General features: G+C 62.8%; 19 protein-coding genes, 1 other RNA gene and 3 pseudogenes. 5 read left to right on the forward strand and 18 right to left on the reverse strand.

The genetic code is table 11. From position 1 onward, the window contains the following. Positions 1-7: 7 nt before the first annotated feature. Positions 8-703: a lysophospholipid acyltransferase family protein gene (locus AACP62_RS04260; RefSeq protein ID WP_198206440.1), complete on the reverse strand. Its 696-nt coding sequence runs from the start codon at positions 701-703 to the stop codon at positions 8-10. Between the two features lie 48 nt (positions 704-751). On the opposite strand from AACP62_RS04260, the gene AACP62_RS04265 reads away from it, so the two are divergent. Further along, positions 752-1,297 (forward strand): hypothetical protein, encoded by a 546-nt coding sequence (locus AACP62_RS04265; protein WP_045935257.1) that lies wholly within the window; start codon positions 752-754, stop codon positions 1,295-1,297. A 95-nt stretch (positions 1,298-1,392) separates the two neighbouring features. Here the strand turns inward: AACP62_RS04265 and trpD are convergent, their stop codons facing one another. From trpD to hpf, 4 genes and pseudogenes are all read right to left on the reverse strand, one after another. Then, positions 1,393-2,493: an anthranilate phosphoribosyltransferase gene (gene trpD, locus AACP62_RS04270; protein WP_339346631.1), complete on the reverse strand. Its 1,101-nt coding sequence runs from the start codon at positions 2,491-2,493 to the stop codon at positions 1,393-1,395. A gap of 248 nt (positions 2,494-2,741) precedes the next feature. Further along, positions 2,742-2,927 (reverse strand): annotated as a pseudogene (locus AACP62_RS08355) (SEC-C metal-binding domain-containing protein); the annotation flags it as partial. A gap of 230 nt (positions 2,928-3,157) precedes the next feature. Next, positions 3,158-5,663 (reverse strand): annotated as a pseudogene (secA, locus tag AACP62_RS04275) (preprotein translocase subunit SecA); the annotation flags it as partial. 226 nt (positions 5,664-5,889) lie between these two features. Next, positions 5,890-6,564: a ribosome hibernation-promoting factor, HPF/YfiA family gene (hpf, locus tag AACP62_RS04280; protein WP_154313590.1), complete on the reverse strand. Its 675-nt coding sequence runs from the start codon at positions 6,562-6,564 to the stop codon at positions 5,890-5,892. A 177-nt stretch (positions 6,565-6,741) separates the two neighbouring features. Here hpf and rnpB point away from each other — a divergent pair. Further along, positions 6,742-7,119, forward strand: an RNA gene (rnpB, locus tag AACP62_RS04285) — RNase P RNA component class A. 93 nt (positions 7,120-7,212) lie between these two features. On the opposite strand, the gene AACP62_RS04290 is transcribed toward rnpB, so the two are convergent. The 9 genes from AACP62_RS04290 to AACP62_RS04330 form a co-directional block, all read right to left on the reverse strand. Next, positions 7,213-8,010, reverse strand: a complete 798-nt coding sequence (locus AACP62_RS04290) for a hypothetical protein (protein ID WP_339346636.1) — start codon at positions 8,008-8,010, stop codon at positions 7,213-7,215. A 5-nt stretch (positions 8,011-8,015) separates the two neighbouring features. Beyond that, on the reverse strand, positions 8,016-9,068 hold the full coding sequence (locus AACP62_RS04295; RefSeq protein WP_339346638.1) for a DNA-processing protein DprA: 1,053 nt from the start codon (positions 9,066-9,068) through the stop codon (positions 8,016-8,018). Between the two features lie 228 nt (positions 9,069-9,296). Further along, entirely contained in the window at positions 9,297-9,917 is a 621-nt protein-coding gene (locus AACP62_RS04300) for a regulatory protein RecX (protein WP_339346640.1), read from the reverse strand. Between the two features lie 394 nt (positions 9,918-10,311). Then, entirely contained in the window at positions 10,312-11,475 is a 1,164-nt protein-coding gene (gene recA / locus AACP62_RS04305; RefSeq protein WP_339346642.1) for a recombinase RecA, read from the reverse strand. A 228-nt stretch (positions 11,476-11,703) separates the two neighbouring features. Then, positions 11,704-11,937: a DUF3046 domain-containing protein gene (locus AACP62_RS04310; protein WP_015021655.1), complete on the reverse strand. Its 234-nt coding sequence runs from the start codon at positions 11,935-11,937 to the stop codon at positions 11,704-11,706. A 145-nt stretch (positions 11,938-12,082) separates the two neighbouring features. Further along, positions 12,083-12,601 (reverse strand): helix-turn-helix domain-containing protein, encoded by a 519-nt coding sequence (locus tag AACP62_RS04315; RefSeq protein WP_372338668.1) that lies wholly within the window; start codon positions 12,599-12,601, stop codon positions 12,083-12,085. A gap of 166 nt (positions 12,602-12,767) precedes the next feature. Beyond that, positions 12,768-13,337, reverse strand: coding sequence for a CinA family protein (locus AACP62_RS04320; protein ID WP_110412685.1), 570 nt, complete (start codon positions 13,335-13,337; stop codon positions 12,768-12,770). Next, entirely contained in the window at positions 13,334-13,939 is a 606-nt protein-coding gene (gene pgsA, locus AACP62_RS04325; RefSeq protein ID WP_029678990.1) for a CDP-diacylglycerol--glycerol-3-phosphate 3-phosphatidyltransferase, read from the reverse strand. The genes AACP62_RS04320 and pgsA overlap by 4 nt, the downstream gene beginning before the upstream one ends. A gap of 107 nt (positions 13,940-14,046) precedes the next feature. Continuing rightward, on the reverse strand, positions 14,047-16,755 hold the full coding sequence (locus AACP62_RS04330) for an FtsK/SpoIIIE family DNA translocase (protein ID WP_339346650.1): 2,709 nt from the start codon (positions 16,753-16,755) through the stop codon (positions 14,047-14,049). A 100-nt stretch (positions 16,756-16,855) separates the two neighbouring features. Here AACP62_RS04330 and AACP62_RS04335 point away from each other — a divergent pair, with 100 nt between their 5' ends. Beyond that, positions 16,856-17,575, forward strand: a complete 720-nt coding sequence (locus tag AACP62_RS04335; RefSeq protein WP_198206422.1) for a Fic family protein — start codon at positions 16,856-16,858, stop codon at positions 17,573-17,575. A 24-nt stretch (positions 17,576-17,599) separates the two neighbouring features. On the opposite strand, the gene AACP62_RS04340 is transcribed toward AACP62_RS04335, so the two are convergent. The 3 genes from AACP62_RS04340 to miaB are packed head-to-tail and all read right to left on the reverse strand — an operon-like array spanning position 17,600 to position 20,565. After that, a complete protein-coding gene (locus tag AACP62_RS04340) occupies positions 17,600-18,121 on the reverse strand; it encodes a MerR family transcriptional regulator (RefSeq protein ID WP_081709111.1) in 522 nt (173 codons plus the stop codon). Between the two features lie 34 nt (positions 18,122-18,155). Further along, the gene (gene miaA, locus AACP62_RS04345) at positions 18,156-19,160 is read right to left on the reverse strand and encodes a tRNA (adenosine(37)-N6)-dimethylallyltransferase MiaA (protein WP_339346653.1); all 1,005 of its coding nucleotides are present in this window, start codon (positions 19,158-19,160) and stop codon (positions 18,156-18,158) included. Continuing rightward, a complete protein-coding gene (gene miaB, locus AACP62_RS04350) occupies positions 19,147-20,565 on the reverse strand; it encodes a tRNA (N6-isopentenyl adenosine(37)-C2)-methylthiotransferase MiaB (protein ID WP_339346655.1) in 1,419 nt (472 codons plus the stop codon). Before miaB ends, miaA begins: the two co-directional genes overlap by 14 nt. 133 nt (positions 20,566-20,698) lie before the next feature. Here miaB and AACP62_RS04355 point away from each other — a divergent pair, with 133 nt between their 5' ends. After that, entirely contained in the window at positions 20,699-21,409 is a 711-nt protein-coding gene (locus AACP62_RS04355) for a GTP pyrophosphokinase (RefSeq protein ID WP_045924161.1), read from the forward strand. A gap of 120 nt (positions 21,410-21,529) precedes the next feature. Here the strand turns inward: AACP62_RS04355 and AACP62_RS04360 are convergent, their stop codons facing one another. Continuing rightward, entirely contained in the window at positions 21,530-22,369 is an 840-nt protein-coding gene (locus tag AACP62_RS04360) for an aldo/keto reductase (RefSeq protein ID WP_339346656.1), read from the reverse strand. Positions 22,370-22,676: 307 nt separating this feature from the next. On the opposite strand from AACP62_RS04360, the pseudogene AACP62_RS04370 reads away from it, so the two are divergent. Beyond that, positions 22,677-26,283: pseudogene (locus tag AACP62_RS04370) on the forward strand (RCC1 domain-containing protein). Positions 26,284-26,415 lie beyond the last annotated feature (132 nt).

The raw sequence follows: 26,415 nt of genomic DNA on the forward strand, positions 1-26,415 counted from the left end.
TCTGCGGTCAGTCGTCAGGCAGCTCTTCCTTGTTTTCATGCGCCTTGATGACCTGGGCATACACATCCACGTAGCGCTGCCCGCTCATCTCCTGAATCTCCTGCATGATGCGGTCGGTCAGGTTGCGGATCTCCTCGTGGGTGAGGCTGTTGACCGGCACGTAGGGCACGGTGATGGGCTTGCCGAAGATGACCTTGGTTCTGCCCTTATGCGGAAGCACATGACCGGGCTCCTGAAGCTGCCGGGTGCCGATGATGGCGGTGGGCACCACTGTCGTTCCGGTCTCGAAGGCCAGCCGCGCCGCCCCGGTGTGTCCACGGTAAAGTCTGCCGTCCGGGCTGCGTGTGCCCTCCGGATGGATGCCGAAGATATGCCCGTGTTCAAGGATGGAGCGTGCCGTTTCCATGGCTCCCAGCGACTTGGAGCCGCCCGACCTATCGACGGGGAAGACTCCGACCGAGCTGAACCACCACTTCTTGAACTTGCCCTTTATCCCCTTGCCGTTGAAGTATTCGGCCTTGCCCATGAAGTGGATCATCCTGGGGCAGGTGATGGGCAGAAGGGCGTCGTCGATGACGGCCAGATGGTTGGAGGCGATGATGGCAGCCCCCTGCTTGGGAATGTTCCCCGTGCCTTCAACGGTCGGTTTGAACCAGGTACGCGCCAACGGACCGAGCAGTTTGACGAAGAACCAGTACAGCACAGAGACTCCTTGGTAGCGAATGCGTGCGGCCGAGGTTACGATGGTTCTATGACCGAGCACAAGCATAACGACGCCGGGAATCAGTATAACAGCGAGGCGGGAACCGGGCCCTCACAGGGGGACGAAGAGTGGGCGGACTTCCTGAATTCTCACGCTGACGAGCTGGGTTCCCTGGAATCGTCCAGGACGGCCAAGGAGTTCGAAAAGAAGGCCCGAAAGTCCGAGAAGAAGGCGGCGCTGAGGGCCGAGGACCTGAAGCGCGACTCCTTCGTCGGCGGCTCCGGGCCGCGCGATTTCCAAGGCAGCAGCTGGCTGGACACCGACGAGGTCATGGACCAGTCGTCGAACTTTGTGCCGCCCAACCCCGATCTGAGCGACCTGGGCAGAAGGCATGCGGCCTTCATGATCATGACGGTGCTGGGCCTGATCTGCTTCTTCCTGACCATATTGATCCCCCGCTGGTCCGGCTTGACCGGCCTGCTGGCGGGACTGCTCCTGCTGATAGGCATCGCAGGACTGATCATCGACCGGAAGAACTTCCGCGACGATTCAAGCGGGCTCTTCGATGACGACGAACGGCACTACCGGCGATAATGCCGAGTCCGCCATATCCAGGCCGCCAATACGTTCGGACCCCGCTGGCAGAAACATCAGCCAGCGGGGTCCGAACAGGTTTTGCAGCCGCGAACCTAGACCAGGACAGGACGGCGTGTCCGTTCCTCTTGCCGGCAGCGGGACTGCGCTTCCTGGGCTCCGTGGATCCAGGCTGCCAGCAGGTCGGCCGCCCTCCCCTGGTCCACAACCTGGGTAGCCAGTTGGTAGGCCTGGGCAAACCGCACGCTCAGGTCGGCCTCGGGACCGGCATCGATCTGTGTGCCGTCGGCCACGATGGCCGAGGCCGCATTGAGCAGGGCCGTGGAACGCGAAGGAACCGACTTGCCGGCCAGGAAGTCCCTGACGACGCTGGCGTTGAAGGCGGGATCGCCACCGCGTAGGTCTTCCGGATTGACCGGGTCGAGACCCAGTTCGCGAGTCGGGTCGAAGGTTCGCTCCTCCACCTTGCCCTGGTGGATCTCCCAGATGGAGACCGGGCCGGTGGGGGCCATCTCGTCAAGGCCTTCGACCGAGGTGTAGACCATGCCCTCCTGACCGCGAGAGGCATAGACCTGGGCCATCATGGGGCTCAGTTGGCGCTGGGCGCATCCTATGGCCACATAGCGCGGGTTGACCGGGTTGGTCAGAGGTCCCAGCAGGTTGAAGACGGTCGGAATGCCCAGCGACGAGCGGACAGGCCCAGCAAACCGCATGGCGGGGTGGAAGGTCTTGGCGAAGACGAAGGTGATGCCGTAGCGATCCTCCATGGCAGCCACCTCCTTGGGCGGCAGATCCAGGGGAAGACCCAGCTGTTCCAGACAGTCGGCAGTGCCGCTCTTGCTGGATGCGGCCCGGTTGCCGTGCTTGACGATCCTGACCCCCGCAGCCGCAGCCACGATGGCACCCATGGTAGACAGGTTGACCGTCGCTGCCCCATCGCCGCCGGTACCGACGATGTCGGTCACGTCGCCGCTGACCTTCAGCGGCACCGCATGGCCCACCATGGCCTTGGCAGCCCCCTCGACCTCCGGGCTGGTCAGTCCCAGAGCGGACTGCATGGACAGGGCGGCTCCCACCTGGACAGGGTCGGCATGCCCGTCCATCAAATCATTCATGCACCACTCGGCCTCATCCGCGCTCAGGTGCCGACCGGACACCAAGGAGTTCAGGACGGATTTCCAGCTAAGTGGCCGCATGATGACTCTTTTCCTTTGAAGAAGCGGGGCTGGATGCCCCGCTGTTTGCTCTAGGTTTACTGCCCTGCCCCTCCCCTGCACAAGACAATCCCATATTCTGGTCACTTTGCTACCAATATATGAAAGTAGGCAATCCAATATATGGAAACGGCCACCGCCCTTGTGAGCGATGGCCGTCAGTCAGATCGGCAACCCTAAATGTATCGGCAACCTTATCTGCAGAAGCCGCTAGTGATTATACGAACCTGTCATTTCTTCTCGTTCTGGCCGTGGCACATCTTGTACTTGCGTCCGGAACCACAGGGGCAGGGGGCGTTGCGGGGCGTGCCCGGGAAGGTGCGGCCATCAGACCAAGGCGAGTGATCCTCTACGGCCTTGGGCCTCTTGTTGGCAGGGACCTTGCCCTCGGCATGGCTGATAGGGGCAGGCCCGACCGGGGCCGGAGCACCCTCGTCAGCGGCATCCTCAGAGGCATCCTCCTCTGAATCCTCCTGGATGCTGCCAGCCGGAGCACCCTCGTCATGCTCCTCGGCAGTCTCGTCGATGTCGGTGGTCTCGTCCTCGGCATCAGGCTCTTCAGGCGCCTGGTAGTTGACCGGCTCGGACTGGCTCTCCTCGTTCTCCTTACGCTCCTCGCGGGCGCGCCGCTCGTTCTCCTGGCTGGCCGCGATCTGCTTGAGATCCACGTTGAAGAGCAGCTGCACGGTCTGCTCCTTGATGGCGTCGATCATGGAGTTGTACATCTGGTAGCCCTCGCGCTGGTACTCGACCAGGGGGTCACGCTGGCCCATGCCGCGCAGGCCGATGCCGTCCTTCAGATAATCCATCTCGTAGAGGTGCTCACGCCACTTGCTGTCCAAGACGGAGAGGACCACCTGGCGTTCCAGCTGCCTGGAGCCCTTCTCGCCCAGCTCGTCCTCACGCTGCTGATAGATGGAATCGGCATCCTCCACCAACTTGTCCGCCAGAGCCTTGACGGCCTTGTCACCCTTCAGCCCCTCCAGGGAGTCCATGGTCTCATCCTGGTCAAGGCTGACAGGGTAAACGGAGGCCAACGCCTTCCAGAGCCCGTCGGCATCCCAGTCCTCGGGCTTGTCCGAGCCCTTCTGCGCGCCCCGGATGTATGAGGTGATGGTCTCGCTGATGAAGCGGAGGATGTCCTTGTGAATGTCCTCGCCCTTGAGCACCGCCTGACGCTCGCCGTAGATGACCTGACGCTGCTTGTTCATCACGTCGTCGTACTTGAGCACGTTCTTGCGAATCTCATAGTTGCGGGATTCGACGGACTTCTGTGCGTTGCGCACGCCCTTGGAGACGCTCTTTTTGTCGATGGGCTGACCCTCGGGCATGCTCTTGGACATGAGCTGAGCCACCATCCCGGTATTGAAGAGGCGCATCAGGTCGTCTTCCAAGCTCAGGTAGAACCTGGACTCGCCAGGATCGCCCTGACGGCCCGAACGGCCGCGCAGCTGGTTGTCGATGCGGCGGGACTCGTGCCGCTCTGTGCCCAGCACATAGAGGCCACCCAGCTTGACGACCTCCTCATGCTCGTCCTTGACCTGCTCCTTGACGGAGTCCAGCATCTTCGGCCAGCGCTTCTCATACTCCTCTGGAGTGTCGTCGGAGGAGTAGCCCTGCTCCTTGAGTTTCTGATCGGCAAGGAACTCCACGTTCCCGCCCAGCATGATGTCGGTGCCACGTCCGGCCATGTTGGTGGCCACGGTCACAGCCCCCTTGCGCCCTGCCACGGCCACGACCGCAGCCTCGCGCGCATGCTGCTTGGCATTGAGGACCTGATGGTCGATGCCGGCCACATCCAGCAGGGAGGAGACCACTTCGGAGGACTCCACCGATGCGGTGCCCAGCAGGATGGGCTGACCCTTGGCATGACGCTTGGCCACATCGCGGACGATGGCGGTCAGCTTCTCCTTCTTGGTTCGGTAGATCAGGTCCGGCTGATCCTTGCGGATCATGGGCTTGTTGGTGGGAATGGGCAGCACGCCCAGCTTGTAGGTGTTCATGAACTCGGCGGCCTCGGTCTCGGCCGTTCCGGTCATGCCCGCCAGCTTGTCGTACATGCGGAAGTAGTTCTGCAGGGTGATGGTGGCGAAGGTCTGGTTTTCGGCCTTGACCTCCACGCCCTCCTTGGCCTCGATGGCCTGGTGGAGGCCTTCGTTGTAGCGGCGGCCCTTGAGCAGACGGCCCGTGTGCTCGTCCACGATCAGGACCTCGCCGTTCTGGACCACGTAGTCGCGGTCGCGCAGGAAGAGCTCCTTGGCCTTGATGGCGTTGTTCAGGTATCCGATCAGGGCGGTGTTGGCGGGCTCGTAGAGGTTGTCGATGCCCAGGTAGTCCTCCACCTTGGTGATGCCGGGGTCCAGGATGCCGACAACCTTCTTCTTCTCGTCGACCTCGTAGTCCTCATCCCTGTTGAGCTTGGGGACCAACTTGGCGAACTGCCGGTACCATCGGGTCACGTCGCCCTCGGCCGGTCCGGAGATAATCAGAGGAGTTCGGGCCTCGTCGATCAGAATGGAGTCCACCTCGTCCACGATGGCGAAATGGTGGCCTCGCTGAACCAGCTCGTCCTTGTCCCAGGCCATGTTATCGCGCAGGTAATCGAAGCCGAATTCGTTGTTGGTGCCGTAGGTGATGTCCGCCTGGTACTGCTTGCGGCGCTCGGCGGGACGCTGGTCGGTGATGATGCAGCCCACACTCATACCCAGGAAGCGGAAGATGCGCCCCATGAGCTCGCTCTGGTATGAGGCCAGGTAGTCGTTGACGGTGACCACATGCACGCCCTTGCCCTCCAGGGCATTCAGATAGCTGGGCAGGGTGGCCACCAGGGTCTTGCCCTCGCCGGTCTTCATCTCGGCGATATTGCCCCAGTGCAGTGCCGCTCCACCCATCAGCTGGACGTCGAAATGCCGCTGTCCCAGGGTGCGCTTGGAAACCTCGCGAACCGTGGCGAAGGCTTCGGGCATCAGGGAATCAAGGGATTCGCCGTTCTCCAGTCGCTGCTTGAACTTAGGCGTCTGCGCCTTGAGCTCCTCGTCGCTCATGGCCGAGATCTGATCCTCGAAGGCGTTGGTCGCCTTGGCCACCCCCTGAAGCTTGCGAATCTGACGACCCTCGCCCATACGGAGGACCTTGTCCAAGACTGCTACCACGTTGCGCTCCCTACCGTTCTTTTATGGCCTTCACACGCCCTCAGCTGACGTAGGCCCAGACCTTGATTATCTTACGCGAATGCACCGATTTTCTCGAAACCGATGGTTCCGCAAACCCAGCTGCGGCCTTGGCAGCCGGGTCGGTCATTGAAGAAGGGCAATCCTCCGGAGGCCGGGCCAACCTGCCGCCGGGGAATCGCCCCACAGTTCAATATCCGTTTTGCGCTTACTTCTTCTGGCCTACATGCTCGGGCGTATCGATCTCGAAGACGCCATAGCTCCAACCGTGCCGACGGTAGACCACCGACGGCCGCTGGGTCTCCTTGTTGACGAAGAGGAAGAAGTCGTGGCCGATCAGCTCCATCTCGTAGAGGGCCTCGTCGATGCTCATGGGCTCGGCGATGTGCAGCTTGCGGCGGATGACGATGGGGGTGTCGCCCACCTGTACTTCGACCGACTGGCCCGGCGCCAGATCCGAAGCCACGGCACTTTGGGCGCTGTTGTCCGGGTTGGACTCCTGGCCCTGGTCGCCCTCATCGCCTGCCTGGTCGTCCACGGGCAGATCGGCGGGCAGGGGCGGATGCTCAAGTCCGCGGCGGTGGTCCTTGCGGCGGTCGCGAACCCGGCGCAGACGCTGGGTCAGCTTGTCCAAGGCCATGTCCAGTGCGCTGAACTCGTCGGCGCTGGAAGCCTCGGCGCGAATCACGGTCTTGCCGGCCTGGACCGTAAGCTCCACCCTCTTGGCGCTGTCAGCCTGGCGGGGATTGCCTTCATGTGTCAGAACGACCTGGATGCGCTGTGCATCGGGGGCGATGGCCGTCACCCTGTTCATCTTGCTATCCACAACATCGCGGAACCGCTGCTTGATTTGGGTATGTCGACCGGTAATGACGATCTCCATGGGAATCTCCTTGCACTTGTGAGCGGACGAACCGCTGGTGCGATGGCGGACTTAGTCACCATCGACTGTGCTTCCGATTGTATCCGAAGAGCAGGGCTGACTCACTGATTGAGCTTGAGGCCTGAGCGGAATCCTGACCGCTGGTCCGGTCGTTCAGTTCCGCTATGCTGTATCCCCGAGACCTCTCGGATGGCCGCGGCCCCTCCTCCTGGGAAGGGCTGAGGAACTTCCGGGCTCCACAGAGCACGATGGCGGATAACGTCCGCCCAGGGCGACCTGAGAGATAGCGCAACAGAGAACAGACCGCTCGCCTTGTTAAGGCGAGCAAGGGTGAAACGGCGGTGTAAGGGACCACCGGGTCGACGGTAACGCCGACCGCATGGCAAGCCTCATCGGGAGCAAGGCCAAGCAGAAGGCATTCAGGGGCTGCTCGTCCCGCCTTCGGGTAGGCCGCTAGAGCCTGGCGGCAACGTCAGGTCGAGATGGATGGCCATCCGTCGTCCGGATTGTGATCCGGCCGATGACAGAACCCGGGGTATATGAGAGGTCTCATCTTCTTCCCCTCAGCTGCTTTAAAAGGCAGCTATCGAGTCTTCCGTTCTGAAACCAAAATGCAGGCGACGTCGCTAATGACGGATCCTTGGGAAATCACCGTTCAACGCATCTCCTCCACGGACACCATCCCTTTGTATAGTGATCGCCATTAATGAAGTCTTTAAGCAAACTAGCACCAAGCGATTTGATGAAGGATTCGTCTGCTATGCGAGTTACGCAGTAGATGGATACGCGGGAGGCACTTGCCTCTTTGAGACAGATGCTAGCTGATTGTGCCGTACTTCCCGTCACCCAGGAGTCATCGATCAGAAGCACGTGATGTAAGCAGCTTGCTCGAACAGGACTTGCAATTGAGAAGGCTTCACCATCTAGACTACGGGTCTTGGTCTTGTTGGCCCGCAGCCTCACCTCAGGTAAGAAAGGAATTAGCTTCGCCACTAACTGATGGAGGGGATGATCCTGACCATATCGTTTTGAATTCTTCGTCGAAGGAATCACAGCCCATGCCGTTACCGGTGTGTTCGCCTGAACACCTATGCAAAACAGGTGCCCAAGAATATGCAGAGCAAGTATAGAAGCGACGATTGTTCGGTGCTCCTTGGCAGAAGGCAATTGCTCTTTGTAGTCACGGATGACTTTGTATGTCTGTTCCCAATCTTCAACTGCATAAAAACCACAAGCAATTTGGTCAGCTAACTGATTCTGGCATTGCCGCCTTTGTGCTTCACGCAAGGTCTGGTTACAGGACCAGCACCTATCATATTGATTTTGCTTGAAACCCCCACAGGTTGCACATATGTTGTCATGCTTTGAATGATAAATGACAGGCTTTAAATAGCTGCCAGCTTTCCCTCGCAGCAACTGATCAAGTCTGATTTTCTGGTTATCCACGTTGATTACCCCATGCCGACACTATTGGCATAAGCGCTGGCTTGGGCAACTATGCCGTTTATTGCGTCTTGCAGGTCACTGTTGACCTCTTGTATAGAGTTGATGGCGTTGGCTACCTCATCCACATTAGATACGACGTAGACATTGGGCTTGTCAACCAAGCGCTTGCCCCATTCAGTATGGTCAACCACGGCGTCGCGCATTATGATGGGGCGGCCATGATGCTGAGCCTGACGAGCCTGAACACGGGTGCCGGAATATTCATGAGCTTCAACGATAACCGTAGCGATCCCGTAACCGCTCATGGTGGCATTACGCGCAGGAAAGGTCCACTTCGTGGGCCCCTGCCAGGGCCAGAACTGCGAAAACACCTGCCCTTTGCGTTCGATAAGCTCCTGAAGATGACGATTTTTTGCTGGGTAATACTTCCCTATGCCCGTACCGATGAAAGCCACCGTACGGCCATGCTCCTGCAGAGCACGATGATGGGCTTCAGCATCTACGCCCAGGGCCAAGCCGGCGATGACGGTCAGGCCTTTGCTCACCAGCATCGTCGCCACATCAGATGCGAAATGCAAAGCCTCTGGTCCTGCACTGCGCGAACCCACCACACTGACGCCCATATCCTGCTGATTGGGGCTGAGGAAACGCCCCTTGGAAAACAGGAACGGAGGCATATCGACGACTTCACGCAGGCTCAACGGATACCGTTCGTCGAGGACCGACACCATATCCAAACCCTGCTTGCCCCAGTCGTGAACCAGAGTTTCAGCCTCTTTGTGAGCCTGCAAGAGCTGTACACGACGTTGCGTGGTAATGGGTATGTCATCCTCGCCCAACAGGGTCGTCTGAGTACGGTCGTCATATTCGTCATCCTCGTCGGGGTCATCCAGCCGATGATGCTGCGGATCAATCTCATGTTCAAAGACTTGGATAGCACTACCCTGGCGTACAACCTTTTCAGCGATGGAGCTCCAGGTGTCATGAGATTTATCAATGCTTCTGAGCAGGGCTACCAGTGCTGCATTTTCCTGTAGAAGTTCACTCGTATTGAGCATCTGACACCTCCACCTTCTAACAGACTCGAACAACCGCAGCAACTCGTTACATCCAGACTAGCCGCTCTATGTAAAAGCAAGACCAACGGTTTTAATTCATGATTCGCTATGCCACTGGAGTGCTCCGAATGACGCAAGCGTCCAGTTAAAGGAGCTCAGGAATACGGCCATAGTCGCATATTGCCTTGCAATCTCTCATTGTGAACACCGATACGTCCACGAGACACCTCAATCAAGAGGGTCGTCAGAGGCGAAAAGGTCTGCTGCCACTTGGTTGAGGAGGCCGGGAGAGTGGCCTTTGCGGGATCCGGCACTCCAGAATCGCCGTTTGCGCACCTTGAGATCAAGTCCGGCTGTCTTACGGGCCACCTTGCGACCGAGCTCGTAGGCGGAGTCGACGAAGAGACCTTCGCGTGAGGCTTGGGCAACTATCTGCGTAGCCAGCCCTCGATCCAAACCCTTGCGGGTCATCTCCGAGAGAACACCGCGCTCCCCCATGGTGCGATGCAAACAGGAACGCAGAAGATCCTGGGCATAGGCCTGGTCATCCACCAGACCCAACTTGGTCAATCGGTCGATCACCTGATCGGCCACGTTCGTGTCAAAACCCTTGTCGACCAGACGACGGGCCAGAGCCCCGCTTGAACGGGCCGCCGCATCCAAAAGGGTCAGAGCAGCCTCCCGGCAAGCATCCGCATCATCAGCATCTGCTCGCGGAGCTGCAGGTGCTGAGCCTCCGCCAAAGCCGCCGGCACGTGGGCGACGGCCACGGCGGCGAGTCCTTCTGTCGGAACCCCGGGCAGAACGGCCCCCAGGGGAATGGTGACCTGCCAGGGATTCATCACCCATATCAACATTGGCAGCACTGTCAATATCTTCAAGACTGCCTCCGAACTGGGCGCCACGCCCCAGACCGAGGACAGGGGGCTGCACTGGGCGGCTGTCTTCCTTGTCCTTGTCACTGTCATTCTGCCGGATAGCAACGGGGCGAACATCCGCAGTGAGCAGGGACTTTAAGGTATGCAGAGGGCCCGAGTCAGACCGCGAATCGGTAGTGGAATCAAGGACTGTCCCAATACCTGCTGACCCTGCCGGACCTGCTGGAGCAGGCGCGCCCGCAGAGTCTGGCTGCAACTGGTCCGACCGAGAATCCACCGACTCTGCACTGGAGTCGGCAGAATCCTCGGTCTGAGCCAGTCGGACAGGATTTTCCTTGAGGAAGTCCTCGGCCGAAATCATCGGATCATGCAGCCTGGGCCGTGGGCACAGTGCTGTTGACGTCGACAGGAGCCGAGTCGCCTTCCTTGCTGCCCTGGTCAGCATCGGCCTGATCGGCCTGATCGGCCTTGTCGTCCTCGGAGGGAGCCGGAATAAGGCCGAAGGCAACCTTGACCTTATCTTCGATCTCCTTGGTCAGGCCGGGGTTGTCCTTGAGGAACTGACGGACGTTCTCCCTGCCCTGACCCAGCTGATCGCCCTCGTAGGTGAACCAGGAGCCCGACTTCTTGACGATGTTGGTCTGCAGAGCCATGTCCAGAACCGAACCCTCCTTGGAGATGCCCTCTCCGTAGAGGATGTCGAATTCGGCCACCTTGAAGGGCGGGGCCATCTTGTTCTTGACCACCTTGACCTTGGTACGGTTGCCCACCGCCTCGTCGCCATTCTTCAGGGTCTGGATACGGCGGATGTCCAGGCGAACCGAGGCATAGAACTTCAGGGCCTTGCCACCGGTGGTGGTCTCCGGGCTGCCGAAGAAGACGCCGATCTTCTCCCTGAGCTGGTTGATGAAGATGGCCGTGGTGTTGGCCTGTGACAGGGCACCGGTCATCTTGCGCAGGGCCTGGCTCATCAACCTGGCCTGCAGGCCCACGTGGCTGTCGCCCATGTCGCCCTCGATCTCGGCCTTGGGCACCAGGGCAGCCACCGAGTCAATGACAATGACATCCAGGGCACCGGACCGGATCAGCATGTCGGCAATTTCCAGCGCCTGCTCGCCGTTGTCCGGCTGGGAGACGATCAGGGAGTCCGTATCCACACCCAGCTTCTTGGCATACTCGGGATCCAGAGCGTGCTCGGCATCGATGAATGCAGCCACTCCACCGCCGGCCTGTGCATTGGCCACCGCATGCAGGGCCAGGGTGGTCTTGCCCGAGGATTCCGGACCATAGATCTCGACGATGCGACCGCGGGGCAGGCCGCCGATGCCCAGGGCCATGTCCAAGGCCAGGGAACCGGTGGGAATGACCTCTACATCCTGGGCAGGCTTGTCGCCCAAACGCATGGCCGAACCCTTGCCGAAGCTCTTCTCCACCTGCGCGAGGGCCGTGTTCAAGGCTGCCTGGCGACGGGGGTCGATCCCGCCCTCCTCTTCTTTCTTCGCCTTGCCACTGTTGCTCTGACGTGCCATATGGCTCTCCTTCTTAGTAACCGACCTCACGATGACGACATCCTGATTGACGACCTCACGATTGACAGCCTATCCGCCGTCGGAACCCGTCTGCGGTCCCGGCGCCCGATGTGGTCGAACGTGCCGGTGGTCACCGGACCATGGGTATCAGTATACCCGACCATACGAACAAATGTTCGAAAATCGCCTGGAATGGGAAATAAATTCGCGGAGGATAAAACCCGCCGATCAGGCTGCCGGCATGGGCGGCGCATTGTGGTCCTTCCCCCAGCGGCGGGAGTCGGGGATCTCCATTTGATCGCAGAGCACGTTCCAGACCACGCGCGGCTCCACGCCCGCATCCAGGGCTTCTATTACGGTCATGGCATCCAGGGCGGTCAGCCTTTGGTCACGGGCCAGACTGCGTCCGTAGACCCGGCCGAAGACCTCCTCCAGCAGCTGCCAGAATTCCCGTTCACGCACCCGACATCACCTTTCGTCCAAGACCCACCCTGTCACACCCCTTCTACGGTAGCAACCGACAGTCAGCAGAAGAGGGCGCCTGGTTCCTCAGAACCGGACGCCCTCATGAACGGTCCGCCGGGTCGACCGACAGGACCTGACATGCTTACTCCTGAGTGGACTCCAGGTAGTCCGCCACCATCCGCAGCGTCTGCGGCACACCCAGGCCCAGCGCATCGGCGATGGAGCTCAGCAGTTCGGAGCTGGCCTCCTTCTGGCCGCGCTCCACCTCGGACAGGTAGCCCAAGGACACGCCGGCCTTCTCGCTGACCTCACGCAGGGTCTTGTGATCGTTGGTCCTCAGCTCGCGCAGCACGTGGCCCAGGGCCTCGCGCAGGGAGACGGTATGGGTGACGGCCCGGCCGTCGTTGTTGGAGGCTGCCCGCTGACGGCTGGCTTCCATGCCGTCCTCCTCCATCCACATCTTGTTCAGGTTGGCCTGGCGCTCCTCCTTGGCCTTCTTGGCGGCCTTGGCACGGATCACCTGCTGCTGGGCGAAGACGACGGCACGACGCTGGGCGGGTGTCAGATCACGAACCCGCGCATTGCGCTCCACTCCGGGTGCGGCCGGCTTGACATCATAGGTATCGTTGGTTCGAGTCATCACGGTCTCGGTGCTGGCCATAGCAGCCCCTTTCGCCATTATCGTGTTCAACTTCTTACACAGTGACCAACAGACGAGCCGCTGGATTATTCCAGGGGAGGAACCCGAAAAGCCCGCTTTGTGACCAAGGTCACGTATGCAGAAGGTCCGGTATCTGTTAGGAGAAGCGACCTAACGCACCAGGCAGTCAGCCGCGCGAGTGCAGGGCCCGATCCAACTGGTCCAGAATCCGCATGACCGTGCCCCGGCGCACCTGCTCGCGATCGCCGTCCAAATGCAGCTCATAGGCATAGGTGCGGTAGGCATGGGACTGAAGGCCGGTCTCTATACGTCGACCCAACACACGAACAGGCAGGGCCAGACCGATGTAGACCAGCCCGGCAGGATCATCCCCGTCAGGACCCGGGCCGGCCACACCTGTAGTGGCCATGCCGATGACCGTATCCTCGTGCCCCGGCCTGGTGTAGAGCCTGGCCGTGCCCTCGGCCATCTCCTGGGCGACCCGTGGATGGACTGCACCCTGGGTGGCCAGCAGGTCCTGATCAACCTTGAGAATGGCAGCCTTGGCAGCGATGTCGTAGGTGACGGCCGACCCGAGGAAGACGTCTGACGCCCCGGGAATCCTGACGAAGGCATCGGCCAGCAGTCCCCCGGTCAGCGATTCGGCAGCGGCCAGCAACAGGCCCGAATCACGGCAGGTGTCGATAATCCGTCCAGCCAGGTCGTCGCAACGGCCCTGCACGCTCTTGCCGATCATCGCCGCATCCCTATCACGTATTCCGCACCCGAGTAAAGGCAGAGGGCCAGGGCCACCAGAATGACCACACGGGTGACCACCAGGTACCAGGGCCAGACCGGCGACAGGGGCACCATCAGCATGCCCAGGCCGATGCATTCAAACAGGGTCTTATACTTGCCAGCCCGGGAGGCTGCGATGACCCGTCCCTGCTTGTTGATGACCAGGACCCGCAGCAGGGTGATGCCCAGTTCCCGCACCAGGAAGAGCACGGTGACCCACCACCAGAGCTCACCGAAGACGGAAGCCACAATCAGCGCCGAACAGATCAACAGCTTGTCGGCAATGGGGTCCATAAGCTTGCCCAGCTCGGTCACCTGGTTGTACCGGCGGGCCAGCCACCCGTCCAGCTTGTCGGTCGAGGCGGCGAGGATGAAGAGCACGGCGGCGGTCCACCGCATACCAGGCCTGCGCTCGCCCCAGGGACCGGCCATCAAATCCAAGACGATGAAGACCAGGACCAGGAGGATACGAGTGTAGGTGACCAGGTTTGGGGGTGAATTCCATCCTTCGAGAAGCGTGTGCCTCTCACGACGGGTCTCTGACTCGGCATGCTCCTGCATTGCCACTCCTTATACGCGATACTCGTGCGCTTGGGCCGTCCAACACTACATGCCGGGCGGCAGTTTCATCATAACGGTAGACCAGGCCTGGCTTTTTGGGCCGATGTTCAGCCCTGCGCTTGCTCATCCGGGGCGGGATCCATGGAGGTGGCGTCGCCTCGGATGAAGGCCAGGGCCTGCTGCAGCTGCGGCGGTTGGATGAGCACCTCGCGGGCTTTGGAACCCTCCGATGGTCCTACGATTCCCCTCGACTCCAACAGGTCCATCAGCCTTCCCGCCCTGGCGAAGCCCACACGCAGCTTGCGCTGGAGCATGGAGGTGGATCCGAACTGGGTGGTCACCACCAGCTCGGCCGCCTGGAGCAGCTCGTCCATATCGTCGCCGATCTCCTCCTGGATCTCGTTCTTGTGGTCGGCCTTGTCTGCCATCTGCTCGATGTCCTCACGGTAGTGGGGCTTGCGCTGGGTGCGCACATAATCCACCGCCTTGCGGATCTCGGACTCGGAAACCCAGGCTCCCTGAACTCGGGTGGGCTTGGCCTGGCCCATGGGGAGGAAGAGGGCGTCGCCCTGGCCGATCAGGGTCTCGGCGCCGGTGGCATCCAGAATGACCCTGGAATCCGTTGATGAGGATGTGGCGAAGGCCAGCCTGGAGGGGATATTGGCCTTGATCAGACCGGTGACCACGTCCACCGAGGGCCGCTGGGTGGCCAGGACCAGGTGGACGCCGGCGGCACGCGCCAGCTGGGTGATCCGCTGGATGGAGCTCTCCACGTCGTTCTTGGCCACCATCATCAGATCGGCCATCTCGTCGACCACCACGACCAGGTAGGGATATGGGGCCACCTTGCGGTTGGAGCCGGCCGGAGCGTGGACCTTGCCCTCGCGCACGGCCTTGTTGAAGTCCTTGATGTGCCGGAATCCGAAGAACTGCAGGTCGTCGTAGCGGGCATCCATCTCCTTGACCACCCACTCCAGAGCCTGGGCGGCCTTCTTGGGCTCGGTGATGATGGGCGTGAGCAGGTGGGGAATGCCGGCGTAGGCGCTCAGCTCCACGCGCTTGGGGTCCACCATGATCAGGCGGACCTGCTCCGGCGTGGCCCTCATAATCAGCGAAACCAGCATGGAGTTGATGAAGCTGGACTTGCCCGAACCCGTAGCGCCGGCCACCAGCAGGTGGGGCATCTTGGTCAGGTCGGCGGTCACATAGTGGCCTTCCACGTCCTTGCCCACGGCGGTCATCATGGGGTTGTCGTCCTGCTGGGCCTTGTCGGAGCGCAGCACGTCGCCCAGGTGGACGATCTCGCGGTCCACATTGGGAATTTCGATGCCGATGGCCGACTTGCCGGGGATGGGAGACAGGATGCGCACATCCGAGCTGGCCACCGCGTAGGCGATGTTGCGCTGAAGGTTGGTTACCTTCTCCACCTTGACACCCGGGCCCAGCTCCACCTCGTACTGGGTGACCGAGGGGCCGCGCAGGAAGCCCACCACCTTGGCGTCCACGTCAAACTGCTGAAAGGTCGATTGCAGGGCCTTGATGACCGCGTCGTTGGCCGAGGTCCTGACCGCGTGGGGCTTGCCCTTGACCAGCAGATCCGTGCTGGGCAGCACATAGGGTCGGCTCTCGTCCACCTCGCGATCATCTGAGGAGCTTGAGGCGTCGGTACCCTGGGCTCCGGCCGTGTGATTACCTGCTCCCGGAGCGGGTTGGGCATCCATCTGCACAGTGTCCGCCGCAGCTGCGGCAGCGGCCCAGGGGTCCGAAGCCCCCACGCCGGACAGGGCAGCTGGATCCACCTTGGGGTGTCCTTGCTCCCTGGCATCCAGGAGAGCGGCCGTGGCCGGGGCCTCCACCGCAGGCATGTTCTGCGTGGACACCTGGTCAGATTCGGCATCCTGCGCCGACCGATCACCCTGGTCAGCCCCTTCAAGAGAAGCCGCCTGGGAGAATGGCTCGTCAGCCTCGTAACGTTCCAGATGGGTGTCCGTATCCTTGCCGATGCGGCCATGCAGCAGCCGACTGAACCAGCCGGCCACCCCGCCCTTGCCGGGGTTCTGGGCATCCTCCTGGTCCTGCTCCTCGTGTGTTGGCACGCCGGGCGCCAAGGGCAGGGTGTCGTCCCCCAGCCGGACCTCGTTGGGGGCGGTCTGCGCCGAAGCCGAGCTGGCGGCATGGGTCCTCTTCCCGCGCAACCAGGCCATGAGGTCGCTCATATGGAATCTGAAGGTTATGAAGAGGCCGAAAATGGCCACGAGGACGAAGATGATGACGGCGAAGACCTTGGACAGCCCCCAGGCCAGGGGCGAACCCAGAAAGAACCCCAAAAGGCCACCTGAGTCGCTGATGGCCTTCATGTCGAAGCCGCGATAATCCGAGGCCATGAGCACATCCAGAATGGAGCAGACCGACCAGAGCACCACCATGAGGCCGCCCACCACAGGCAGGTTGCCCGCCTCGCGCCCTGTGTAGCAGACCAGCCGAAAGGCCGCAAAGAGCAGAACCACCGGCAGGATGATGCTGCAGAGCCCCAGAACGCCCGCAGCCATGGCGTGCAGTCCCCGCCCCAGGAAGCCGTTCACACGGAACCATTCGCTGGCACAAAAGAGCACGGCCAGGATGACCAGCACGAAGCAGAGCCCGTCCTTACGGTAGGCGGAGTCGTCGCCGTTCTTGCCGGCCACGGCACGTACCAGGGATCCCAGGCCCCGGGGCAGGGCCAGCAGGGCCTTGTGCCAGAAGGGTTCCGGGTCTTGACTGTCCTTGGATGCGGTCCGGCCGCGACCGCGTGCGTCTGCTTGCTGCTTACGTGTCATAACCCTTTCAGCCTACCCAAAACCCCGGTCCGCATCGGGCCTGCCGGGTCAGTGTGCACAACTCTTTCAGACGGGGGCCGCCAGGGCTAGCATCGTTGGCATGACACCAGCCGAACGTCAGAGCGCCGTAGCCTTCGCCCTGCGCAACCTGCTTCTTGATGACCGTCAGCCCGGCCCTCCGGCCCTGCAGGCGGCAAGCGACTTTATGGCGGGCAGAAGGCAGGCCGAAGCACTGTCCGACCAGGCCCGGCATTTGGAAGCCCAGAGCAATAGTACGAACGCCAATGTGGATGCCCTCTTTCTGCGGACCATCCTGATCTGTCAGCGGCCTTGGGCGACCGAGGGCGATCTTGAAGAGCTGCAAGCCATCCACCGCCGGCTGCTGCCCAGCCTGCCGGAAGAGCGGGTGCTGCGGCGACCTCAACCGGGGGACGAGGCCAGCCTGTATCCGGCGGCCATGCTGGAGCAGGGAGCCGCGGCCATCGGCCAGGAGCTGGCTGCCGAACGCAACCTGGCCAGCCTGGACCGTCCGGTCTTCGTTGACCGTCTGGCCCACTACTACGACGAGCTCTCCTACCTGCATCCCTTTGCCGACTGCGACGGCATGACCCTGCGCATCTTCCTCTCACGCCTGTCCCACGATGCGGGCTGGGACCTGGACTGGGGACGCGCCGATCCGACCGCCCACCGCCGGGCCATTCAGCAAGCGCTCCGGGGCAAGACCGACGACCTGCAGGCCCTGATTGCAGGCATGGTCCGCCCGGTCAACCCAACCAGAATATTTCTGATAGCCGGATGGGACCAAGGTCCAGCCCACTGAGCCGACAGCCTCAGCCCGACAGTCTCAGCTGGCCAGCCGCTCGTTGCCGCTGCGCTTAGCATCCTGGATGATCTGGGCACTCTGACTGATCAGTTCTGTCGCCCCGGCCTGGTCGTGGTCGCGCACGTGCCCCCAGTATTGTATTTTGAGCTCCACATACCGCTTCCGCGCCCGCAGGTCGGCCATCCGCTGGTCCAGCCGTCGTCCCTGCTCGGCCAGGAGCTCGATCTGCCGTCCGGCGGCCTCGGCTCCCCCGGCACGGTTGCCCAGATACTCCCGCATGTGCTCCAGGGACATACCGGTGGCGCTCAGGCAGGAGATGGTCTCCAGCAGGTCCAGATCCTCCTGGCTGTAGCAACGGTGGCCGCTCGAGGGGTCCCTGGCGATGGGCGGAATGATGCCGATGGTCTCGTAGTAGCGCAGGGTGGTCTCCGGCATCCCCGACATGAGCGAGGCCTGGCGGATGGTGTACCAGGGCCCGGATTCCTGGTCGGCTTGGGTTTGGGCGGTCTGGGTTTCAGCCTGGGGCTGCATGATGGTGGTCATACCCGTTCAGCCTAGGAACTTCAAGTACTTGAAGTCAAAGCGCGCCCAGATGGTGTCTGGTCACCCTCCCCTGGTCCGACTGGTCGGCCTGGGCGTCCGCCTGGTCGAAGCAGCCTTGGTCGGCCTGGTCCACCAGATTCAGGGCCTGCTGTGCCAGGTCCGGGGCCAGGGCGTTCAGCCAGTGGATGCGCGGATCCCGGCCGAACCAGCCCATCTGCTTGCGGGCCAGGCGCTTGGTCTTCTGCGCTATCAACTCGAAGGCGGAATCAAGGTCGGTGCGGCCATCCAGGTAGTCCAGAATCTGCTGATAGCCCAGGGCGCGTGAAGCCGTGGTCCCCAGACGGTTGCGCAGTCGGCTCACCTCGTCAACCAGCCCCTGGTCCCGCATGGCCTGGGTGCGCTGGTCAATCCTGCGGTCCAGCTCCTCCCGGGGCAGGTCCAGACCCAGCTGCAGGGCGGGCAACAGGTAGCGGTACCGGGGCAGGCTGGCCGAATAAGGCCGTCCGGTGATCTCCATGACCTCCAGAGCCCGCACGGTCCGCCGCACATTCCGAGGGTCCATCCGCGCCGCAGCCTCCGGATCCCGCTCCTGCAACTCGCGGAAGAGCAGCCCGGGTCCCTCCTCCTGGGCCCGCTCCTCCAGCCTGGCCCTGACCGCCGGGTCGGTGCCGGGGAAGGACAGATCGTCGATGACAGCCCGGGTATAGAGCCCTGAGCCACCGACCAAGATCGGCCGGATTCCCTGCGCCCGCAGGTCGGCTATCAGGGACCGGGCCATGGCCTGGAAGCGGGCCACGCTCATGGCCTCCTCCGGCTCGATGATGTCGATCAGGTGGTGGACCACCGCCTGCCGCTCCCCTACCGAAGGCTTGGCCGTGCCCACATCCATCCCCCGGTACATCTGGTAGGCGTCGGCATTGACGATATGAGCCGTCTGCCCGCGGGCCTGGAGAGCCTGTGCCAGGGCCACGCCCAGAGCTGTCTTGCCCGAGGCTGTGGGACCCACGATGGAGATGATGCGGGGTTCAGCGGATGTCATAGACCTGCCCCGCCCGGGGATCCGGGTCAGCGATCAGATAGTGGGGCCCGGCCTGGGTGACGGTGCAGGTGACCAGATCCCCGGGCTTTGGCGCAGGCATCCCCTGGGGCACGCCGACGTGGACCAGCACCCCGGTGCGCTCGTGCCCGGTCACGCGATGGGTGCTGCCGTCGTGTCGGCCGTGCCCGTCGCCGATCAGCACCTCCACCTCTTTGCCCAGGAAGGCCTGCATGTGCTCCAGGGTGATGGACTCCTGCAGGGCCTGCAGCCGCTCGAACCGGTCCTGGACCACGGCCTTGGGCAGCTGTGGCATGCGCGCGGCAGGCGTGCCCGGACGCGGCGAATACTCGAAGATAAAGGCGGACGAGAAGCGCGCCCGGCGCACCACGTCCATGGTGGCTTGGAAGTCCTCCTCGGTCTCCCCCGGGAAGCCCACGATGATGTCGGTGGTGATCAGGGCATCGGGCATGGCGGCCCGCACCTTGTCCAGTATCTGCAAAAAGCGCTGGGACCGGTAGGAGCGCCGCATGGCCCGCAGAATCCGGTCGGAGCCCGACTGCAGGGGCATGTGCAGCTGGTGCATGACCGTGGGCGTCTCGGCCATGGCGGCGATCACATCGTCGGTGAAGGCCGCCGGGTGGGGCGAGGTGAAGCGGATCCGTTCCAGCCCATGCACCCGGCCGCAGGCCCGCAGGAGCCGGGCGAAGGCGTAGCGGTCCCCCGTGGACCAGCCGTAGGAGTTGACGTTCTGCCCCAGCAGGGTCACCTGGCGGGCCCCGGAGCGCACGCAGTCCTCAACCTCCTGCAGGATGTCGTCCATGGACCGGTCCCGCTCCCGCCCGCGCACCGAGGGCACGATGCAGAAGGTGCAGGTGTTGTTGCAGCCGACCGATATGGACACCCAGGCCTGCGAGCGCGAGGCCCTGACCGCCGGCAGCCGCCCGGGCAGATCCCGCAGCTCCTGCGAAACCCCCACCTGGGGCCGCCCGTCCTTGCGGGCCTTGTCCAGCAGGCCGGGCAGCGAACCGATGTCCCTGGTGCCGAAGACCGCATCCACCCAGGGCGCCGCCTTCACGATCCGCTCCCGGTCCTTCTGGGCCATGCAGCCGCCCACGGCGATGCGCGTGTCGGGCTTGTGCTGCTTGAACCTGTGCCAGCGCCCAATGGTCCCGTACATGCGCTGGGTGGCGTTGTCGCGCACGGCGCAGGTGTTGAGCACCATCACGTCCACCTCGCGCGCGCGGACCTGCTCGGGCGTGGCCTGCCGGTAGCCCTGGGCCCGGAGCACCCCGGCGATCCGCTCGGAATCGTGCTCGTTCATCTGGCAGCCCAGGGTCCGCACATAGTAGACGCCCCTGCTGTCCTTACGCTGAGCGGTCGCGCTCATGCCCTCGCCTGCTTCCATAAGCCATGATTGTATGCGCAGGTCGGGTCCCGCGGCCATCGGGGCCTGTGCGTACCATAAGTCATGGTTACGAACGGCGGCATGGGAGGTTCATGTGATACTCGAGCGTAACAGTGCCATGAGCGCATCCGAAATGAAGCAGCGACTGTCGGACTTGGACGAAAAGGACCGTCCCAAGCTGGACATCGACGAGATAACGGAGTTCGTCAATCTCATGCAGACCTACGAGGGGGCCATGTACGAGATTTCGACCAAGCTGGACGTGCTGGACACGGAATTCCAGGTCCGGTTCAGCCACAACCCCATCCACCACATGGAGCGTCGGCTCAAGAGCGTGGACTCCCTGATCGGCAAGCTGCACCGCAAGAACCTGCCCGTCACCATTCCCTCGGTGCGCGATCACATCTTCGACGTGGCCGGCGTGCGCGTCATCTGCAACTACCGGGACGACGTCTACTCGGTCTCCCGCTACCTCTCCGACCAGTCGGACATCCAGGTGCTGAGGGTCAAGGACTACATCCGCAACCCCAAGATGAACGGCTACCGCAGCCTGCACGTCATCTACGCCGTGCCGGTCTTCCTGACCTCGGGCCCCCACTACACGCCGGTCGAGGTGCAGTTCCGCACCATCGCCATGGACTACTGGGCCTCCCTGGAGCACCAGCTGCGCTACAAGTCCGACCTGCCCGACGCCCGCCTGGCCGAGCATTCGCAGACCCTGCTGGACTGCGCCCGCTCCCTGCAGAACATCGAGGTGCAGATGCAGTCCATCCACCGCGACATCTCAGGTTCGCCCCAGGAGCAGGAGGCCGACGACGAAGCCATCAGCGGCAATGCCGATTAGCTGAATCGTCACAAATCCTTTACCATAGAGACCAGGCCAGGTGGAAGGGTTGGGGCTTCCGCCGGGTCCCAGGAGGAGGCCCCGCCTGCAAGGTCGGGTCTCCTCCTGTACCACCATCCCTCAGAAGTCGAAGTTGTCGGGATCCGCACCGGTGCGCTCGTCCCTGTTCATGGCGGTGATGGCCTTCATATCCTCGTCGCTCAGCTCGAAGTCGAAGACCTGCGCGTTCTGCTCGATCCGCTCCTTGTGGGTGGACTTGGGGATGACGATGACCCCGCGCTGCAGGTGCCAGCGCAGCACGATCTGCGCCGGTGAGCGGTCGTAACGCTCGGCCATGGCCTTGAGCCTGGGGTCGGCCAGCAGGCTGCCGCCGGTGCCGCCCAGGGGGCTGTAGGCCTCCACGTCCAGGCGCAGGGTGCCGTGGCAGTAGTCGATCAGGTCGTCGTTGACGAACTGGGGCGAGGACTCGATCTGGTCGACCGCCGGCTTGGTGCCGCTGATGGTATGCAGCTCGTCCAGGTGGTGCTTCTGGAAGTTGCAGACCCCGATGGCCCGCACCCGCCGCTGGGTGTAGAGCTCCTCCATGTCCTCCCAGGCCTGCTGCCAGCCCTTGGCGGGCCAGTGGATCAGGTAGAGGTCCAGGTAGTCCACGCCCAGCCTGTCCAGGCTCTCCTTGAAGGCCTCCTTGGCCCGCCCCGCGCGGATGTCGTCATTCCAGAGCTTGGTGGTCAGGAAGACATCCCGCCGGTCAACCCCGGAGCGGCGCAGACCCTCCCCCACGGACTGCTCGTTGCCGTAGATCATGGCGGTGTCGATGTGGCGATAGCCCGCCTTCAGGGCCCAGGCGACGGCCTGGCTGGTGGCCTCTCCATCGGGTGTTTGGAAGACCCCAAGACCCAGCTGGGGGATGCTGACCCCATTGTTGAGGGTGATGACGGTGTCGGTAACGTTTCCGGTCATATAGTCATGCTCCTTATCGGCCGATCAGCGGCCGTGACGTATTGTCTGTTCATTCTATCTGCCAGGCAAGATGGGAGGAGTTGTTGCTTAAGGCCTACCGCCGTGCATTTGCATCTCGTGTGTTGTTTGCTGGCTGGGTGGTAGGGTGAAAAGCGGGGGATGTCGAGAAGACGGCTGGCTTCGCCATTGGCTCCTGCGATGTGATGCAGGGCTGGCGTTGAAAGGCAGCACGGCTTTCCGACAAGAAGAACTTTGATAACAGGCGGTGTTGATTCCGTTTGGTGTTTGGTGAAGGGGTTTTGGTTTCATGCATCTGGTTTCCCGTCTGCGCCGCATCCTGGCGATGATGACCGTCCTGCTGGGAATGCTGGCAGGCCTGGGCGTCGCATCCGCCCAAGCGGACGCTCCTGTCCTCACCGGGGGGGGGGGGTCGTCAGACCCCTCGCGTAGCTGAGCAAACCCCCGGCATTCCCCCCAGCAGCGCGACCAGCACCCCGCTGCCCTCCCCATCGCCGATACAAGCCACCACACCGTTAAGCCCAACAACAAGCCCAGGAACCCCATCATCGGTGACGGGAACGCCGGACAACACAGACTCAGCTTCGACCAAGCCATCTGGCAAGACGGATAATCAAACCACGCACGTAGTACGCTTCGACACAGTTGATGGAAACAAGCCCACCCAGTCAACCGTGAAAACTGGCACCCTCGCCGCTGCCCCGCAGGAGAATCCGCAGCGACCCGGCTTCCGGTTCGACGGGTGGACGCGTGACGGCCAGCCCTTCGACTTGCAGACCCCCATCCTCCAGGACACGGCCCTGAAAGCCCAGTGGTCGAAAGCCGCGGACTGGACGCTGAGCCCGGACCACGGGCCCGCCTCCGGCGCCCGGCTGACCATCAGTCCGCCCGACAGCAAGGAGCCTGGATTTTCCAGCGTTCATGCCGCCGGAGACCAGTTCCTCGGCCTGGCCGGCGACGGCCGGATCTACACCTGGACGCAGGACAGCACGCCCAAACAGGTGCCCTCCCCCGCCCAGGCCCCCGACGGGTTTCGCTTCCTGCAGGTTGCAGCCGGCAGCCGCCGGCAGGCCGCGTTAGGATCCGACCAGCGGATCTACACCTGGGACAGCGGACAAACAGCACCTACGCTCCTCGACACCGGCAAGGATGTCGGGTTCACCAGCATCAGCATGAACGACGATCGGCTCCTGGCGGTGGACCGGCAGGGACAGGTCCACACCTATCAGACCAGCCAGGCCGACAGCCAGAATCAGAACCCGAAATTCTTGGAGCAGGCCGCCATCAGCCTGCCCGAGAAAGCGCAAGCCGTCACCGCTGCGGCCTCCGCCAGCCAGGCGCTCATCGTGGACGAGGACGGGCAAGCCTGGACCTGGGAGATGAGCAATCTCGGGAAAGCCAAGCCCGAACGCGTCAAGCAGCAGCCGGAAACCCGTATCGTCCAGGCCCAGGCCCTCAACCAGGGGTTCCTCCTCCTGGACTCGGACGGGCAGGCCCGGTACCTGCCAGACGGCAAGAGCAGCCCGACAATCGTCAGCCTGCCCGACGGCGAGCAAACCGGCACAATCAACAGCAGCGACGATCAGGCCACGATCATCGACAAACACGGCCACGTCTGGGCCTGGAAGCCCGGCAGCAGGCCCGCCCGGGCGGATGACGGGAGCCAGCAGTACGTGCGGGCCGCCGCTGCCGGCGGCGGGATCGCCGCCATCAGCAGGCAGGGCGGCATGCTCACATGGAGCATGAACCCTCAAAACAACCCAGACAAGCCAGCAAGAGTCAGCACCGCCACAGCGTCCATCCTGGAATCAGCCAGCCTGGACGGCCACGCATTGACGCTCAGCAGGAGCAACGGCTCATGGCAAACAGATATGCCCGCCCGCAAGCCAGGATCAACCGCCATCCTTATCACTGGCAGGCAGGACGGGCAGCCTTTCGCCAGGAGCCTTGCGTACACGGTCGACCAGCCGCTGGCACGAGCTGCGGAGCCAGGATCCGCGTTCACGGTCCGATTCGACACGGGAGGCGGAAGCCCCATACCAGCAGACCAGCATGTCCCCGCCCCGTACGGGAGGGTGAAGCGGCCCTCACCCGACCCTGTGCGTGAGGGCTTCCTGTTCGACGGATGGTTCACCGGTCAGGTCGCCTATGATTTCAGCAGGCCCGTCGACAAGGACCTGACCCTGACCGCCCACTGGACGCCCGCAGGCCGGAACACCAAGTGGAGCATCAGCCCTGATAAGGGCAGCCAGCTGGGCAGGGAACCCACGACCATCACCCCGCCAGACAACGCCAGCCGGGGCATCAGATTCAACCAAGTCAGCGGATCAACATACTCCACCTATAATTTTTCCCTGGCGGTGGGCAGCGACGGCAACGCCTACGCCTGGGGATACAACGGCAATGGCCAGCTCGGCGACGGGACGAGAGACGACAAGCATGCGCCGGTCAGGGTGAAGACGCCCGACCGCAGCACGTATCCGGACCTGCCAGCGGACTTCACCTACCTGCAGGTCAGCGCCGGAACCTATCATTCCCTGGCCGTGGGCAGCGACGGCAACGTTTACGCCTGGGGATACAACTACTATGGCCAGCTCGGCGACGGGACGAGAGACGACAAGCATGCGCCGGTCAGGGTGAGGAAGCCTGACCGGAAGGCGTATCCGGATCTGCCAGCGGATTTCACCTACCTGCAGGTCAGCGCCGGATGGGGTCATTCCCTGGCCCTGGGCAGCGACGGCAACGTTTACGCCTGGGGATACAACTACTATGGCCGGCTCGGCGACGGGACAGGCAGCAGCCGGTACACGCCGGTCAGGGTGAAGACGCCCGACCGCAAGACCTACCCGGACCTGCCAGCGGACTTCACCTACCTGCAGGTCAGCGCCGGATACGATCATTCCCTGGCCATAGGCAGCGACGGCAACGCCTACGCCTGGGGATACAACTACTATGGCCAGCTCGGCGACGGGACAACCATCGAGCGGCATGCGCCGGTCAGGGTGAAGACGCCCGACCGGAAGACCTACTCGGACCTGCCAGCGGACTTCACCTACCTGCAGGTCAGCGCCGGAATCTATTATTCGCTGGCCCTGGGCAGCGACGGCAACGTTTACGCCTGGGGATACAACGGCAACGGCCAGCTCGGCGACGGGACAAGCACCACACGGTATGCGCCGGTCAGGGTCAAGACGCCCGACCGCAAGACCTACCCGGACCTGCCAGCGGACTTCACCTACCTGCAGGTCAGCGCCGGAGGCGATCATTCCCTGGCCGTGGGCAGCGACGGGTACGCCTACGCCTGGGGATGCAACTGGTATGGCAACCTCGGCAACAACACCGCCAGCGGATACAGTGACAAGAATCCTGTTCCTAAGCGCGTGCGCGACCCCGCCAGCCCCACCGACAAGAGCCAAGGACTGCAAGCCGCACAGGTCAGCGCCGGATCCCATCTTTCGCTGGCCGTGGGCAGCGACGGGAACGCCTGGGCATGGGGATACAACACCTATGGCCAGCTCGGCGACGGCAGCAGAAACAGCAAGTCGGCTCCTGTGCCGGTGTCGTTCAACCTGGCTCTGGTGATCACCGGCGTCAGATTCGACCAGGCCCCCGCATCAGGGCTGACGCGCGGCGACGGCGGCAGCGTCACCGTGACCACGCCCGCACACCAGCCGGGCACGGTCACCGTCAGCGTCGACTACACGCTCGGCGGCGCACCCCAAACGCCCGACACTACCCTCAGATACACGTACCTGCCCGCAGGCGTGCTCCCCAAGGCCGGAGGGGAAGGCATCCTGCTCGCCCTGGCCACAGGCATGACCGGCATGGGCGGGGTCCTGGCCTCACGCCGCCACCGGAAAGAACAACGCCAGCTGCTACATGCTTCGCACGAGTAAGACAGGCCGGGCGGCGTATCAATCCCCCCGCCCCCGGCCCTACATAGGGGGAGCAGGGAGGAAACGTATCACCTAAGGCTCAACCCCAAGAGAGCCCGACACTTTCCTCCCGCGCCCCCACCACACTCCGTC

This window comes from Bifidobacterium apis (genome assembly GCF_036986835.1).
In the GTDB taxonomy this organism is placed as follows: domain Bacteria; phylum Actinomycetota; class Actinomycetes; order Actinomycetales; family Bifidobacteriaceae; genus Bombiscardovia; species Bombiscardovia apis_A.